Annotated in this window: 16 protein-coding genes and 1 tRNA gene; 9 read left to right on the forward strand and 8 right to left on the reverse strand. The window is 55.3% G+C overall.

Annotated elements, in window-relative coordinates; genetic code table 11:
* Positions 1 to 54: 54 nt before the first annotated feature.
* The 8 genes from CMN55_RS07140 to CMN55_RS07175 all read right to left on the reverse strand — a co-directional run bounded on the left by CMN55_RS07140 (position 55) and on the right by CMN55_RS07175 (position 7,360).
* Entirely contained in the window at positions 55 to 408 is a 354-nt protein-coding gene (locus CMN55_RS07140) for a DUF6867 family protein (RefSeq protein WP_293948899.1), read from the reverse strand.
* On the reverse strand, positions 408 to 1,136 hold the full coding sequence (locus tag CMN55_RS07145; RefSeq protein WP_293948901.1) for an ABC transporter ATP-binding protein: 729 nt from the start codon (positions 1,134 to 1,136) through the stop codon (positions 408 to 410). Before CMN55_RS07145 ends, CMN55_RS07140 begins: the two co-directional genes overlap by 1 nt.
* Positions 1,133 to 1,999: an ABC transporter ATP-binding protein gene (locus CMN55_RS07150; protein WP_293948903.1), complete on the reverse strand. Its 867-nt coding sequence runs from the start codon at positions 1,997 to 1,999 to the stop codon at positions 1,133 to 1,135. Before CMN55_RS07150 ends, CMN55_RS07145 begins: the two co-directional genes overlap by 4 nt.
* A gap of 1 nt (position 2,000) precedes the next feature.
* Complete coding sequence (livM, locus tag CMN55_RS07155; RefSeq protein ID WP_293948905.1) at positions 2,001 to 3,338, reverse strand: high-affinity branched-chain amino acid ABC transporter permease LivM; 1,338 nt, start codon at positions 3,336 to 3,338, stop codon at positions 2,001 to 2,003.
* On the reverse strand, positions 3,338 to 4,273 hold the full coding sequence (locus CMN55_RS07160) for an ABC transporter permease subunit (protein WP_293948907.1): 936 nt from the start codon (positions 4,271 to 4,273) through the stop codon (positions 3,338 to 3,340). Before CMN55_RS07160 ends, livM begins: the two co-directional genes overlap by 1 nt.
* Before the next feature lie 347 nt (positions 4,274 to 4,620).
* Entirely contained in the window at positions 4,621 to 5,631 is a 1,011-nt protein-coding gene (gene cydB / locus CMN55_RS07165; RefSeq protein ID WP_293948909.1) for a cytochrome d ubiquinol oxidase subunit II, read from the reverse strand.
* A 16-nt stretch (positions 5,632 to 5,647) separates the two neighbouring features.
* Positions 5,648 to 7,045, reverse strand: coding sequence for a cytochrome ubiquinol oxidase subunit I (locus tag CMN55_RS07170; RefSeq protein ID WP_293948911.1), 1,398 nt, complete (start codon positions 7,043 to 7,045; stop codon positions 5,648 to 5,650).
* 225 nt (positions 7,046 to 7,270) lie between these two features.
* A tRNA-Ser gene (locus CMN55_RS07175) sits at positions 7,271 to 7,360 on the reverse strand.
* Between the two features lie 240 nt (positions 7,361 to 7,600).
* On the opposite strand from CMN55_RS07175, the gene rplU reads away from it, so the two are divergent.
* From rplU to gpmI, 9 genes are all read left to right on the forward strand, one after another.
* Positions 7,601 to 8,056 carry a 50S ribosomal protein L21 gene (gene rplU, locus CMN55_RS07180; RefSeq protein WP_366931986.1) on the forward strand — a complete coding sequence of 152 codons (456 nt, stop codon included), beginning with the start codon at positions 7,601 to 7,603 and terminating at the stop codon, positions 8,054 to 8,056.
* 5 nt (positions 8,057 to 8,061) lie between these two features.
* Positions 8,062 to 8,319, forward strand: a complete 258-nt coding sequence (gene rpmA, locus CMN55_RS07185; RefSeq protein ID WP_293948912.1) for a 50S ribosomal protein L27 — start codon at positions 8,062 to 8,064, stop codon at positions 8,317 to 8,319.
* A gap of 120 nt (positions 8,320 to 8,439) precedes the next feature.
* Positions 8,440 to 9,504, forward strand: a complete 1,065-nt coding sequence (obgE, locus tag CMN55_RS07190) for a GTPase ObgE (RefSeq protein ID WP_293948913.1) — start codon at positions 8,440 to 8,442, stop codon at positions 9,502 to 9,504.
* On the forward strand, positions 9,492 to 10,616 hold the full coding sequence (gene proB, locus CMN55_RS07195; RefSeq protein WP_293948914.1) for a glutamate 5-kinase: 1,125 nt from the start codon (positions 9,492 to 9,494) through the stop codon (positions 10,614 to 10,616). The genes obgE and proB overlap by 13 nt, the downstream gene beginning before the upstream one ends.
* Positions 10,617 to 10,637: 21 nt before the next feature.
* Positions 10,638 to 11,924 carry a glutamate-5-semialdehyde dehydrogenase gene (locus CMN55_RS07200; RefSeq protein WP_293948915.1) on the forward strand — a complete coding sequence of 429 codons (1,287 nt, stop codon included), beginning with the start codon at positions 10,638 to 10,640 and terminating at the stop codon, positions 11,922 to 11,924.
* An 8-nt stretch (positions 11,925 to 11,932) separates the two neighbouring features.
* Entirely contained in the window at positions 11,933 to 12,538 is a 606-nt protein-coding gene (locus CMN55_RS07205) for a nicotinate-nucleotide adenylyltransferase (protein ID WP_293948917.1), read from the forward strand.
* 74 nt (positions 12,539 to 12,612) lie between these two features.
* A complete protein-coding gene (gene rsfS, locus CMN55_RS07210) occupies positions 12,613 to 12,972 on the forward strand; it encodes a ribosome silencing factor (RefSeq protein WP_366932006.1) in 360 nt (119 codons plus the stop codon).
* Between the two features lie 36 nt (positions 12,973 to 13,008).
* The gene (rlmH, locus tag CMN55_RS07215) at positions 13,009 to 13,467 is read left to right on the forward strand and encodes a 23S rRNA (pseudouridine(1915)-N(3))-methyltransferase RlmH (RefSeq protein ID WP_293948921.1); all 459 of its coding nucleotides are present in this window, start codon (positions 13,009 to 13,011) and stop codon (positions 13,465 to 13,467) included.
* Between the two features lie 42 nt (positions 13,468 to 13,509).
* Positions 13,510 to 15,096 (forward strand): 2,3-bisphosphoglycerate-independent phosphoglycerate mutase, encoded by a 1,587-nt coding sequence (gpmI, locus tag CMN55_RS07220; RefSeq protein ID WP_293948923.1) that lies wholly within the window; start codon positions 13,510 to 13,512, stop codon positions 15,094 to 15,096.
* The last annotated feature ends 92 nt before the right edge of the window (positions 15,097 to 15,188 follow it).

A 15,188-nucleotide genomic window follows, 5' to 3' on the forward strand; every position in this document is an offset into this window, starting at 1 on the left:
TTCACAAATATATCAAATTTTTACTTAAAGTTGAATGCGAATATTCGGGAAACACTATTCTCCGGCGGCCTTCTTTTCACGCCATGAGAAGGGTCCCGCACGCTCGTAAAGCCAGCGATATTGCGTCACCATCTGACGCACCCGCGTCACCCGGTAACCCAATAGCGAAATACCGATCAGCACAAGGGCATCAACGGCATAATATTGCAAGGACAGCAACGTTCCCTCGAAAAGAGAGAAATGGAAAAACCTGACCGCGGCGGCAAGCAGCAGCATGTAAAAAATAAGCTGCGGGATCGGCCGCCAGCTTGAGGCGAGGGCCCGCCCGGCCAGATATCCAGCCCCTCCCCCAACGAGAACCGTCACGAACAGGAAGGTCAGAAAGCTGTTTTCCCACAAAATTCCCATCAGTGAGCCCCCCCTTCAAGATAGGCTGCCCGGACTTCCTCGCTCGCGAGAAGCTCCTTGCCCGTGCCGCTCATAGTAATGCGGCCGTTGACCATGACATACCCGCGATGCGCGAGCTTGAGCGCATGATAAGCATTTTGTTCGACCAGAAAAACAGTGAGGCCGTCTTTTTCGTTCAGTAGCTTGATCGCCTCAAAGATCTGCTTGACCACCAGCGGCGCCAGCCCGAGAGACGGTTCATCCAACAGCAAGAGCCGCGGCCGCGCCATCAATGCCCTGGCAATGGCGAGCATCTGCTGCTCTCCGCCCGAGAGGGTGCCCCCCCGCTGGTCGCGGCGCTCCTTCAGGCGGGGGAACAGTTCAAAGGCCCGCTCAAGATCTTCATCAAAATGAACCGCATCCGAGGTGGTCGCCCCCATGATCAGATTTTCATAAACCGTCATGCGGGGGAAAATTCGGCGGCCTTCCGGTGACTGTGAAATTTTCAGTCGGGTGATTTCATGGGTCGGCAATTGTGTAATATCCCTACCATCGAAGATGATTTGCCCGATCGCCGCCCGTGGATCGCCGCAAATTGTCATCATAAGGGTGGATTTTCCTGCGCCATTGGCCCCGATAAGGGTCACGATTTCGCCCGGATTGACATCAAGCGTCACTCCTTTGAGCGCCTGGATTTTACCATAATAGGTTTCGACATCTTTCACATGAAGAAGCGGGCCAGAACTCATGATGACGCCCCTTCTTCAATTTCATCGATTTCCTGCTCCACCTCTTCCACCTCTTCATCGGGAACGCCGAGATAGGCGGCAATGACGCTTGGATCATTGCGGATCTCTTCCGGCGTCCCGTCAGCGATTTTCTTGCCATAGTCCAACACAACGATATGATCGGAAATACCCATCACCACATTCATGTCATGCTCGATCAGCAAAACGCCGGTCGCCGCCTCATTGCGAATGAACAGGAGAAGCTTGTTCAATTCCTCCGATTCGCGTGGATTGAGGCCTGCCGCCGGTTCATCAAGGCACAGCAATTTAGGCTTCGTACACATGGCGCGCGCAATTTCCAGCTTGCGCTGCTCCCCATAGGGAAGATCGCCTGCCGCATCATCGGCGCGATGCATGAGCCCGGCCTGCGCCATCCAGTATTTGGCAAATTCAATCGCCTCTTTTTCCGCCCGCTTGTATCCGCCAAGCCCCAGAATGCCGCCAAAAGTATAATTGGAGGCAATCATCAGCGGATTATGCTGGCCTACCATCAGATTCTCAAGAACCGTCATCCCGCCGAACAGCCGGATATTCTGGAAAGTCCGGGCAACCTTCGCAATTTTCGGGATCTTGAAATCATCCATACGTTCCAGAAGAAACTTTTCGCCATTCTCATGCAGGGCCGTGATACATCCTTCTGTCGGTTTGTAAAAGCCGGTGATGCAATTGAAGACAGTCGTTTTACCGGCGCCATTCGGCCCGATCAGAGCTGTAATATCCTGCCGCCCTGCCATAAAGGACAGGTCATCCACGGCGAGAAGACCGCCAAACCGCATGCTGAGATGTTCGACAGTCAGGACCGGGTTATCAATGACATGCGCCATCTTAATGTCCCTCCCCTTGCGCGACCATATCTGCCGACACGGCTTTTCTTTCTTTCAGGAAGATGGACGGAATGCGGGTTGAAATCAAACCGCGTGGACGCCAGATCATGATCACCACCATGGCCAGCCCGAAGATCAACATGCGGTACTGCTCCGCCTCGCGGAACAGCTCAAACCCGCCGATCATGGCGATGGACGCAATAACCACGCCGACCTGCGATCCCATGCCGCCCAGCACGACAATCGCCAGGATCAGCGCCGATTCAATAAAAGTGAAACTTTCCGGCGATATGAACCCCTGCCGTGTTGCGAAAAAAGATCCGGCGAAACCAGCGAACATGGCGCCAATCGCGAAGGCTGTCAGCTTGACCGATGTGGTGTTCAGCCCCAGTGAGCGACAGGCAATTTCATCTTCACGCAAAGCTTCCCACGCCCGTCCGATTGGCAGCCTCCGCAGGCGATTGGTCACAAAGTTGGTGATCAGCGCCAATACCAGAATCAGGAAATACATAAAAATAATTCTGTGGATAGAGGAATAGTCCAGTCCGAACAGGTCTGCAAAACCGCCTTCGCTTCGATTGAAGGGGATGCCGAAGAAGCTCGGACGCGGAATGCCGGAAAGCCCATCGGGTCCGCCCGTGAACTGATACCAGTTGAGCAGGACAACACGGATGATCTCCCCGAAGGCAAGGGTCACAATTGCCAGATAATCCCCCCGCAACCGAAGGACAGGGAAGCCGAGAATAATGCCCCAAAAGGCCGCCAGAATACCGGCCAGCGGCAGGCACATCCAGAAAGAAAAGCCAAAATACTGGGCCAGCAGCGCATAGGAATAGGCGCCGATGGCATAAAAGGCGACATATCCCAAATCCAGCAGCCCCGCCAGCCCCACAACGATGTTCAGCCCCCACCCCAACATGATATATGTGAGGATCAGAATGCTGAGATCGAGCAGATAACGGTCCGTTGTCGGCAGAAAGGGAAAGACCAGGGCGAGCAGCAGCATGGCCGGTCCGAAAACCTTGCCGAACTTTGCTCCGAACGCTCGAAACCCCTGTTTGAGGCCGGTCGGTACGGATACTGCGGGTTGGCCGGGCGCCTTGCTCCAGAAGAAAATCCACAGCAGCAAGCGCCCAAATACGACAGCCGCGATCACATAGAATGCCTCTGCGAACCGGAGCTCCAATGACAGCCCGCCAGAGGCCGAAACTGTCCGGAAGGCAATCGTCGAGCCGAAAATCGCCGTCGCAATCAATGCCGTGACAACAAGATCTTTGGCAATTTTTGGAATGTCAAAATGACGTCCCGCTCGTGAGGGGCTGTTTACCGTATCGGTCATCAAACTTTCTCCACCTCAGGCTTACCAAGCAAGCCTTGCGGCAGAAAAATCAGAACGATTGCCAGCATGGAAAACGCCGCCACATCCTTATATTCGACAGAAAAATAAGCCGACCAGAAGGTTTCGATCAATCCGATCACCAGCCCGCCCAGCATCGCGCCCGGCAACGATCCGATACCGCCGAGAACGGCGGCGGTAAAAGCTTTAACGCCCGCGATAAAGCCAATGAAAAAATCGATCACCCCATAATAGAGAAGAAACATCAGCCCGGCCACGGCCGCCAGCGCCGCCCCCATGACAAATGTCGTGGAAATGGTCCGGTCCACATTAATGCCGAGAAGCGAGGCCATCTTGCGATCCTGCTCACAGGCGCGTTGCGCCCGCCCCAAGGATGTCTTGGCTATGATCAGCGAGAAGATGGTCATCAACACAATCGTCACCACAATGATCAGGATTTGCATATTGGAGATCTGTACCGCAAACTCGCCATTTGCATCGACGCGCGTCATCAGGGTGTATCCGTCAGCGATCAAGGGTTGCAGTGGCTTCACCCGGGCGCCCTGTGTGATCTGGATATAGTTTTGCAGGACAATGGAAATACCAATCGCCGTGATCAGCGGCGCAAGACGGAATGAGCCGCGCAAGGGACGATAGGCCAGCCGCTCTGTCGTCCAGCCGAAAACCGAAGCAATCACCATGGCCGAGACCAGAACCAGTATCAGCGCCAGAAATGTCATGCCAAGGCCGGTCGAAACGGTGACCCCCAACGCTGTAATGACAATCAGCGCAATGAAGGAGCTCACCATAAAGATGTCGCCATGAGCAAAATTGATCATCCCGATGATGCCATAGACCATCGTATAGCCAATGGCGATCAGGCCATAAATCGACCCCAGCGTGATCCCATTAATCAACTGCTGTAAAAAATATTCCATTAAGCTCCCCCCGGACAGAAATCCTGCTGTAAGTACAGAAATCAGGCATCATTTCTATATCTTCGCATAAGATATCATCGCGCATTCCAACCAACTCCCTTCCAAAAAGCTGATCAGATATCTCGCTATATTACCGTATGTCAGAGATTTATTCGACGCAAGAGGGATTAGACGTAAATTGAATTATTGCGCTCTCATAAAGGGTTAGAGTTGCGATATTTGGTTATTCGGCAAGCGGCTTCACGGCATCAAAATCAACCGAATTATGAACGCTACAGTACCCACTGCCGCAACGCCCAGAATCCACAGCGCGACAAACCAGAGAAGCTGCCGCAGACGTGGGGACATCAGTGATATCCTCCGTCCTTGTCAACCTTGCCGCGGAAAACCCAGTAACTATGAATTGTATAGGCCAGAATAATGGGCACCAGCACAACCGTTCCCACGATCATAAACCGCAGACTGGTCTCCGGGGCGGCCGCATCCCAAATGGTGAGATGCGGCGGTACCATACGGGGGTAAAAGCTGATCCCAATGCCGATATAACAAAGCAGAAAAATCCCCTGCGCCGCAAAGAAGGGACGAATTTCATGCCCTTTTTTGAGACCCAGGAACAGAACCGCCGCGCAGATCGCCAGCAGGAACGGCACCAAAATGCTGAAAATAAGATTGGGCCCCTCAAACCAGCGATGGTGATATTCCGTATCCAAAAACGGCGTGACAAGGCTGACAACGCCGATGAGAATAAGCGTCCCTGCACCGGAAATCATCGCAAAACGTCTGGCACGCGCCTGCAAATCGCCTTCCGTTTTCATGACAAGCCATGTGGCCCCCAGCAGGGCATAGCCGACAACGAGACAGCCGCCGGTCAGCACCGAAAAGGGAGACAGCCAGTCAAACCGCCCGCCCGCATAGCTGCGGCCGACCACATCAATCCCTTCGATCAGGGCACCCAGGCAGATCCCTTGCGCAAAAGTTGCAACCAGCGATCCGAAAGCAAAGGAACGATCCCACCAGATCCGGTTCTTTTCACTGACACGCCAACGGAATTCGAAGGCCACACCGCGGAAAATAAGCCCGAGCAGCATGACGATAATCGGCATGTAGAGCGCAGGCAGCACGATCGAATAAGCGAGTGGAAATACAGCCAGCAATCCCCCGCCACCCATCACCAGCCAGGTTTCGTTACCATCCCAGATCGGCGCGACCGAATTCATCATATCATCGCGATGCCCCGTTCGCGGCGAAACCAAGGGAAACAAAATGCCAATGCCAAGATCAAACCCGTCAAGCGCGACATAGACAAGGATGGCGAAGGCAATGATTGCTGCCCAGATGAGAGGTAAATCGAGTTCCATGATATTTTCCCCCCGCTCAACTATCCGCCGCATCAAGAGTGGCTGACGCCGCCGTAATGCCCAGCGCCCGCTTCAAGTCCGTCGCATCATCGTCCATATCGACTGATGGCGGCTTCTTCATCAGCCTGAGCATGTAATATACCCCCGCCCCGAACAGAACGAAGTAAACGACGATGAAGGCAAGCAGCGTTGTTCCGACTTCCGAAGCATTGAGCGGAGACGCACTCTCGGATGTTCGCATCACCCCATAGATAGTCCAGGGCTGGCGGCCGACCTCGGTCGTGATCCATCCGCACAAGACCGCGACAAATCCGAGCGGCCCGGATGCGACCGCCGCGCGAGCCAGCCACCTGTCTTCATACAGCCGGCCCCGATAGCGGCAGAGCAGGCTCCACCCTCCAATGGCCAGCATGATCAGGCCGATACCAACCATGATGCGAAAAGACCAGAAGACGATAAAGGCATTCGGCCAGTCCTCTTTCGGGAAGGATTTCAGCCCCTGAATCTCTCCGTCCCAGCTATGGGTCAAAATCAACGATCCCAGGCGCGGCACTTCAATGGAATAGAGTGTCTCTTCGCGTTCATTGTCAGGAATACCGAACAGGATGAGCGGCGCTCCTTTCGCATTCTCGTAATGTCCTTCCATGGCCGCCACCTTCGCCGGTTGATGTTCAAGCGTATTGAGACCATGCAGGTCTCCGGCAAATATCTGGACCGGGGTCACAAGCGCCGCCATCCACATGGCCATGGAAAACATCAGCCGGGCATTCCGGTCCGCCGTATTATGCAGAAGGTGATACGCCCCGACCGCCCCGACGACAAAGGCCGTTGTGAGATACGCGGCCAGCACCATATGCACCAGGCGATAGGGAAATGACGGATTGAAAATCACGGCCAGCCAGTCATCGGGAACGAATTGTCCGGCCTCGCTTATGATGTAGCCGGTCGGGGTCTGCATCCAGGAGTTGACCGACAAAATCCAGAAGGCGGAAAACAGCGTACCAACCGCCACCATCAGCGTCGCAAAGAAATGCAGCTTCGGGCCGACACGTTTCTCGCCAAATAGCATGATGCCGAGAAACCCCGCCTCCAGGAAAAAGGCGGACAGCACCTCATACCCCATCAGCGGCCCGATGACCGGCCCGGCCCTGTCGGAAAAGACCGACCAGTTGGTGCCGAACTGATAGGCCATGACAATGCCCGACACGACGCCCATGGCAAACCCGATGGCGAAAATCACCTTCCAGTAGTTGAAAAGTTCGAGATACCGGGCGTCTTTCTTCCACAGCCACATCCCCTCCAGCACGGCCAGATAGCTGGCAAGGCCGATGGAAAACGCCGGAAAGATGATATGAAATGATACCGTAAATGCGAATTGCAATCTTGCAAGATCTATGGCGCTGATATCAAACATACGGTATAACCTTCATAAATATTCGAAGACTGCATGAGAATATCATAAGTATAGCATATTATTGCGTGACAAAGCAGCGCATGCGACAATTTGTGCGGCGCTGTCCATTCCGGACGCTAAAGCAAAGCGTTTGAAAACAGGCAATTGCCACATTAATTATGTCGGCATCGGTCCCGCGCCCATTCAGGGGGAGCCGGATGCCTCTAATTGAAGCGGGAGGGACTGTGGCGGTCGGTGAGAGATTCGAACTCTCGAAGGGCTTGCACCCTTACCGGTTTTCGAGACCGGCGCATTCAACCACTCTGCCAACCGACCGCATGCAGGTTCAGGCTTTCGCCCCCTCGCGAGAGGGCTGGATAACCTGAATTATCTTCGGAAATCGGCTTGTAGCGCATGGGATATAACGGTGCAAGGAGAGAATGGCTTAAAAACTTCGAAACGACGCCGGAATCATGTTGACTTCGCCCGGACCATGGATATATTGCGCCCTTCAATTACGGTGCGCTGGAAAATCGGTTCTGGCGGGCCATTCAACATGTTCGAAACGGATCAGCCATGTTTGCAGTGATCAAAACCGGCGGCAAGCAATATAAAGTCGCCAAAGACGATGTTATCAAGGTGGAACGCCTCGCAGGCGAAGCCGGAGATAGCGTACAGCTGGACCAGGTTCTGGCCATTTCCGGCGATAATGGCGCCCTGACAGTTGGCGCACCGCTTGTGGATGGCGCCGTTGTTTCCGCCACCCTGCTGGAGCAGGCCCGCGCCGACAAGATCGTCGTCTTCAAGAAAAAACGTCGTCAGAACTATCGCCGCAAGGCAGGTCATCGTCAGGATTTGACTGTTCTGAGAATCACGGACATTGCCGCAAAGGGCGCCAAGAAGTCTGCCGCAAAATCTGCGGAAGCGAAAACCGACGCCGTGAAGGAAGAAAAGGCCGAAACCGCTGCGGAAAAAGCCCCCGCCAAGAAAGCGGCGCCGAAGAAGGCCGCGGCCAAGAAAACCGAGGAGTAATCTAAATGGCACATAAAAAAGCTGGCGGTTCATCCCGTAACGGTCGCGATTCAGCCGGTCGCCGCCTTGGCATCAAGAAATACGGCGGCGAGAAAGTCATCCCGGGCAACATCATTCTGCGCCAGCGCGGCACCAAATGGTACCCGGGCGAGAATGTTGGCATAGGCAAGGATCACACCATCTTCGCCGTTACCGAGGGTAATGTTAAATTTACCAAGAAAAGTGGCGGAAAGATCTATGTATCCGTAGAGCAGCAGGCCTGACGCCCGCCGCACACGGTTAAAGGATTTTGAAGAAGGGGAATGGTCCGGCCATTCCCCTTTTTTATTGACCGGAACATATCATATTACACTGGTCACACGACAAGACAGCAGGCGGCATCCATGAAGTTTCTCGATCAGGCAAAAGTATATCTTCGTTCCGGCAACGGCGGTCCCGGCGCGCTGAGCTTCCGGCGTGAAAAATTCATTGAGTTCGGTGGCCCGAACGGCGGCGACGGCGGCCGCGGCGGCAGCGTTATTATTGAATGTGTGGAAGGCCTCAACACCCTCATCGACTATCGTTATCAGCAGCATTTCAAGGCCAAGAATGGCGGCCATGGCATGGGGCAGGACAGAACCGGGGCGGCCGCGGCCGATATCATTCTGAAAGTCCCTGTCGGGACACAGGTTCTGGAAGAAGACAATGAAACCCTGATCGCCGATTTTACAGAAGTCGGTCAGCGCATGGTTCTGTGCAAGGGTGGGGATGGCGGACGCGGCAACGCCGCCTTCAAGACATCGACAAACCGCGCCCCACGTAAATTCGAACCCGGCTGGCCGGGAGAAGAAAGGTGGATATGGCTGCGGCTGAAGCTGATCGCCGATGTCGGGCTGGTTGGGCTTCCAAATGCCGGAAAGTCCACCTTCCTTAGCGTCACCAGCCGGGCGAAACCGAAAATTGCCGATTATCCCTTCACCACCCTGGTGCCGCAGCTCGGGGTTGTCGCCGTTGGCGAGCGGGAGTTTGTGCTTGCCGATATTCCGGGCCTTATCGAAGGGGCATCGGAAGGCGTTGGTCTCGGACATCGGTTCCTTGGGCATGTGGAACGCTGCCGTGTTCTACTTCATTTGATAGACGCCACCGAAGAAGATGTCGCGGCCTCCTACAGGACAATCCGCAGCGAACTGGCGGCCTATGACGAGGGGCTGGCGGCGAAACCGGAAGTCGTTGCCCTTAACAAGATGGACTCCGTCAGCGAGGAAGACCTTGCCAAAAAGGTTCGGGACATCGAGAAAATCACGGGAAAGCCCGTACATGTCATCTCTGCCGTCATTGGCGAAAATGTGGAACCGCTCCTGTTCGACCTGCTCAAAGTCGTGGATGCGGGCAAGGCTGAAGAGCGCGCCGAGCAAGAGGCGGAGCAAAGAAAACAGGCCGGAGAAGAAGCGGAAACATGGCGCCCCTGATCAACAGATTCACACGTGCGAAACGTATCGTTATCAAAATCGGTTCCGCCCTGCTGGTCGATAGCAGTACCGGCAAGCTGCGCCGTGAATGGCTGGGCGCCCTGTCCGAGGATATTTCCGGAATGCGTTCACAGGGACAGGAAGTATTGATTGTCTCCAGCGGTTCCATTGCCATGGGCAGGCATGTTCTCGGCCTCAGGAACGGTCCCTTACGACTGGAGGAAAGTCAGGCGGCGGCAGCTATCGGCCAAATCCAGCTCGCTCACGCCTATCAGGAAATCCTTGCCCTGCAGGACATTCAGGTGGCGCAAATTCTTCTCACTCCCGGCGACACGGAGGAACGCAGGCGGTACCTCAATGCCCGCAGCACCATCAGCACCCTGCTCGCCCTTGGCGCCCTGCCCGTCGTCAATGAAAACGATACTGTTGCCACCAGTGAAATCCGATATGGCGATAATGACCGCCTCGCCGCGCGCGTCGCGCAGATGATCTCGGCCGATTGTCTGGTCCTGCTCAGCGATATCGACGGCCTCTATACGGCGGACCCCAAAGCCAACCCCGATGCCCGCTTTATCCGCGAGGTAACGGACCTGAATGATGATATTCTCGCCATGGCCAGTAAGACCAAAACCGATGTGGGCCGGGGCGGAATGGAAACAAAGCTGAAGGCAGCCCAGATTGCCATGGCCGCCGGGTGCAATATGTTTATTACCAGCGGCACGATCGCTCATCCGCTGAAATCCATGCAGGAAGGGGCAAACTTCACCTGTTTTATCGCCCGCGACACGCCCCGCTCGGCACGCAAGAAGTGGATTGCCGCAGGGCTTTCCTCCAGTGGTCGCCTGACCATCGATGCCGGTGCGGAAAAAGCCTTGAAATCGGGGAAAAGTCTGCTGCCTGCCGGTGTGACACAGGTGGAGGGTGAATTTCAGCGCGGCGATCTTGTGACGGTCGTAAATACGGCGGATATTGAACTTGGCCGGGGTCTGGTCGCCTATTCCTCTGACGATGCGGCGCGGATCATCGGCCATAAAAGTGGTGAGATTACAGAAATTCTGGGCTATTCTGGCCGGGATGAAATGATTCACCGTGATGAACTTGCCTTGAACTAGACAATATAAACGGACAGCAAGATGACAGCACAGCCTCAACTCAACCGGGATGGCGATATCGCCGCAATGATGGAAGAACTGGGCCGCCGCGCACGCAAAGCGGCGAAGATCCTGTCGCTTGCTCCGACGGAGGCAAAGAACCAAGCCCTGATCGAGGCCGCGAAGGCTCTTCGCGCCCGCAAGGCTGACATTCTCGCGGCGAATGAGAAGGATCTCATCGCCGGACGCGCCAAAGGGCTGACGGCGGCCCTTCTCGACCGGCTGGAGCTGAATGATAACCGTATCGAGGCCATGGCGGCGGGACTTGACGCCATCGCAGAGTTGCCCGATCCCGTAGGTGATATCATGACGGAGTGGGAGCGTCCGAACGGCCTGCAAATCTCCCGCGTGCGCGTCCCCCTCGGCGTGATTGGCATCATTTACGAATCCCGCCCCAATGTCACGGCCGATGCCGGTGCGCTCTGTCTCAAGGCGGGAAATGCCTGTATCTTGCGTGGCGGCTCCGAAAGCTATCACTCCAGCCGTGCCATCTGGTCTTGCCTACAGGACGGATTGTCTGCCGCCGCCCTCCCCGTTGATGCCATCCAGATGATCGAGACAACGGACAGGGCCGCCGTCGGCGCGCTGCTTACTCTTTCCGATTATGTGGATGTAATTGTACCGCGCGGTGGGCGCAGCCTGATCGAGCGAGTGCAGAAGGAAAGCCGCATCCCGGTTTTCTCCCATCTCGACGGGCTGGTTCATATATATATCGACGCCAAGGCCGATCCGGCCAAGGCCCGCCAAATCGTGCTCAATTCAAAAATGCGGCGGGTCAGCATCTGCGGCGCGCTGGAAACGCTGCTTGTCAGTCGATCGGTGGCCGAGACCCTGCTTCCTGAGATCCTCAATGACCTGATTGAAGCCGGATGTGAAATACGGGGGGATGAAGCGGTCCGCAAGCTCGATACGCGCGTCGGAGAGGCAACCGAAGAAGACTGGCGAACGGAATATCTGGAACCCATTCTCTCGGTCCGTATTGTCGAGGATCTTGCGGCCGCGATCGAACATATCGAAACCTATGGCTCCCATCATACCGACTGTATTATTACAGAAGATGCTGCCGCCGCCCGTCGCTTCATGCAAGAGGTGGACAGCGCCATCGTCCTGCAAAACGCCTCCACCCAGTTTGCCGATGGCGGCGAGTTTGGCATGGGCGCGGAAATCGGCATTTCCACTGGCAAGATGCACGCCCGCGGCCCGGTCGGCGTCGAACAGCTTACCAGCTTCAAATATATCGTCCGGGGCGACGGTCAGACGCGGCCCTGATACGCTTGATGAAAGGTCTGAAAATAGGGCTGCTGGGTGGATCCTTCAATCCGGCCCATGACGGGCACCGCCAGATAAGCCTGGCGGCGCTGCGGCTTCTTGATCTGGATGAAATCTGGTGGCTTGTCTCGCCCCAGAACCCTCTCAAACCGGCGGAAGGTATGGCCGGGTTCCGGGAACGCTTCGACTATGCCAAAGGTATTGCCAGGCATCCGCGCATCAAGATTTCCGATTTCGAAGGGCGGATCGGGGAGCAGCGAACGGTTCGCACCCTCACCGCCCTGAAAGCGACATTTCCGCAACATCGCTTTGTCTGGCTGATGGGGGCGGACAATCTTGTCCAGCTTCCCAAGTGGCAGCAATGGGAAAAGATCATGTCTCTGGTTCCCATGGCGGTGTTCAACCGTCCGGGCTTCACCTATAAGGCATTGAATGGCAAGGCCGCTGTCAAGTTTCGCAAATACAGGCATTTTGACAATTGCTTCGGCAATGACCGCCGCCACCTTGCCCGCATGCGTCCGCCCGCCTGGGCCTTTCTGCCCGAGACCACGATAAATCTGAGCAGTACGCAAATAAGAAATTCTCGTGACATGACAGGAAATACTTGCCCTTGAGGTGAAAACTTCCCAAATTAAAGATGTGAGGACGACCCTTGATCATTTTTACTGGAGATTAATTGATCCCTATTATGAAAGCTAGTAAAGCTGAAGTAGCTAAGCTCCGCGACCTCGTTGAAAAAACTCTGAACGACGATAAAGCGGAAGACCTTGTGTCAATCGACCTTGCCGGAAAAACTTCCTTCGCTGACTATATGATTATTGCCAATGGCCGGTCTTCCCGCCAGGTGACGGCTATGGCAGATCACTTGAAAGAACGCATCAAGGAAGCAGGGTTCGGCACGGTTCGCATGGAAGGACAAACCGGCGGTGACTGGATTCTGGTTGATGCCGGGGATGTTGTGATCCATCTGTTCAGACCAGAAGTCCGGAATTTTTACAACCTGGAGAAAATCTGGGCGCCAAATATTCCAATGGAGATGATGGGCTGACCTTAAAACGGTTGGCGCTGATCAAAGGATAAGCGGATGCGTCTTGTTATTGCCAGTGTCGGCAGATTTCGGGGCGGTCCGCTGCAAGAACTCTATTCAGAGTATGCAGGCCGATTGCCATGGCCGATCGACCTTAAGGAAGTTGAGGAGAAACGCCCTCTCAAAGGCAAGGCGCGGATGACCCGGGAAGCGGAACTGCTCAGGGGCGCCATACCGGAAGGCGCGACAGTGATCGCCCTCGATGAAAAAGGCAAGAGCATGAACAGCCAGGATTTTGCGCAGATGCTCGGCCGGTTTGCCGATGATGGGGTGCAGACCATTGCCTTTCTGATCGGTGGTGCCGATGGGCATACGCAGGAGACGCTTGGCAAAGCGGACAGATTGCTTTCCCTTGGCCCGATGACATGGCCTCACCTCATGGTGCGTGGCCTGCTGGCGGAGCAGCTTTACCGGGCGTCGTCAATTTTGTCGAATCACCCCTATCACCGCGCATGATTATAATGGAATCTTAAGTTTATCGGGACTATAAAAGCGATTATGAAAAGCAATCCCAGACAGACATCCGCCCCTCGCCCCGTCCTGCTGTGCATTCTGGACGGCTGGGGCCATAGCAATACCCCCGTGGATAACGCCATTGCCGTTGGCAAGACGCCGAATTGGGACAATATGCTGGCCACCCGGCCGCACAGCCTGCTCGGCACTTCCGGTGCCGATGTTGGTCTACCGGATGGGCAAATGGGCAATTCCGAGGTGGGTCATATGACTATCGGCAGCGGGCGCGTCATTCTTCAGGATCTACCCCGGATCAACAGGGAAATCGAAACGGGGGAGCTGGCTAAAAACCCCGAACTCCTCGATCTTATCAAGAAGCTGAAGACATCGGGCGGGGCCTGCCACATTGCCGGTCTGCTGTCGCCCGGCGGTGTGCATTCGCATCAGGATCATATGGCCGCCCTTGCGCGCATTATGGATGATGCCGGTATATCAGTGCATCTGCATGGCTTTATGGATGGCCGCGATACGCCGCCAACCAGCGGCGCGGGCTATACGAAGAGCCTGCTGACGCAGATTGCGCCGCTTAAGAATTGCGCACTTTCGACGCTTGTCGGCCGCTATTTCGCCATGGACCGGGACACTAACTGGGACCGCGTCGAAAAGGCGTACAATGCCCTCTTCTCCGCTGAAGGAACGACTTTCACCGATCCGGCAGCGGAGCTTGAGACCGCCTATGCCGCAAAAGAGACGGACGAATTCATCAAGCCCCGAATTGCCGCAGGGTATAAGGGCATCCAGGATGGCGACGCCTTCATCATGGCGAATTTCCGCGCTGATCGGGCGCGTGAATTGTTGACGGCCATTACCGATGACGCCTTTACAGGCTTCACCAGGAAAGCACGCCCGGCCCTTGTTGCGGTCAAGGGAATGGTTGAATATTCAACGACGCTTGCCGCTGCTGTGCCTGCTCTCTTTCCACCGGTCGAGGTGAAGGAAACCTTGGGCGAGGTGGTTGCCAAAGCGGGCAAGACCCAACTTCGCATCGCGGAAACGGAAAAATATGCGCATGTCACTTTCTTCCTGAATGGCGGGGAGGAGCGCGTTTATAACGGTGAAGAACGTATTCTGGTACCGAGCCCTAAAGTGGCAACATATGATCTCAAGCCGGAAATGTCCGCCTATGAGGTGTTGGAGAACCTGCTCAAAGCCATAAAATCTGAAAAATTCGATCTTATCGTCGTTAATTTCGCCAATCCGGACATGGTCGGCCATACCGGCATCATGGAAGCCGCCGTCAAGGCGGTTGAGGTCATTGATGACTGCATCGGACAGCTTTCCAGCGCCATTGCAGACACCGGTGGGGCCATGCTAATCACCGCCGATCATGGCAACATTGAGCTGATGCGCGATCCGGAAACCGATGCGCCCTATACGTCGCATACGACCAATCTCGTTCCTTTGGTACTGGCTGTCGGCGGCGCGCAGGACGCGAGACTTGAAAAAGGAACTCTTGCCGATCTCGCGCCAACTGTTCTCAACCTGATGGGTCTTGCCATTCCGTCCGAAATGAGCGGTACAAACCTTATTCACGAGAAGGAGGGGTTTGAGAACAACCGTGTTGCGTCCTGAGTTCAGTTTGTCATGCCTGCGTCAGAATATACGCCCGTTCGCCATTGGCATCTTCGGGCTGTCCCTGATCCTGCCGGGCATTGGCGCGGCGG

It is taken from the genome of Sneathiella sp., from assembly GCF_002694385.1.
Taxonomy (GTDB): Bacteria; Pseudomonadota; Alphaproteobacteria; order Sneathiellales; family Sneathiellaceae; genus Sneathiella.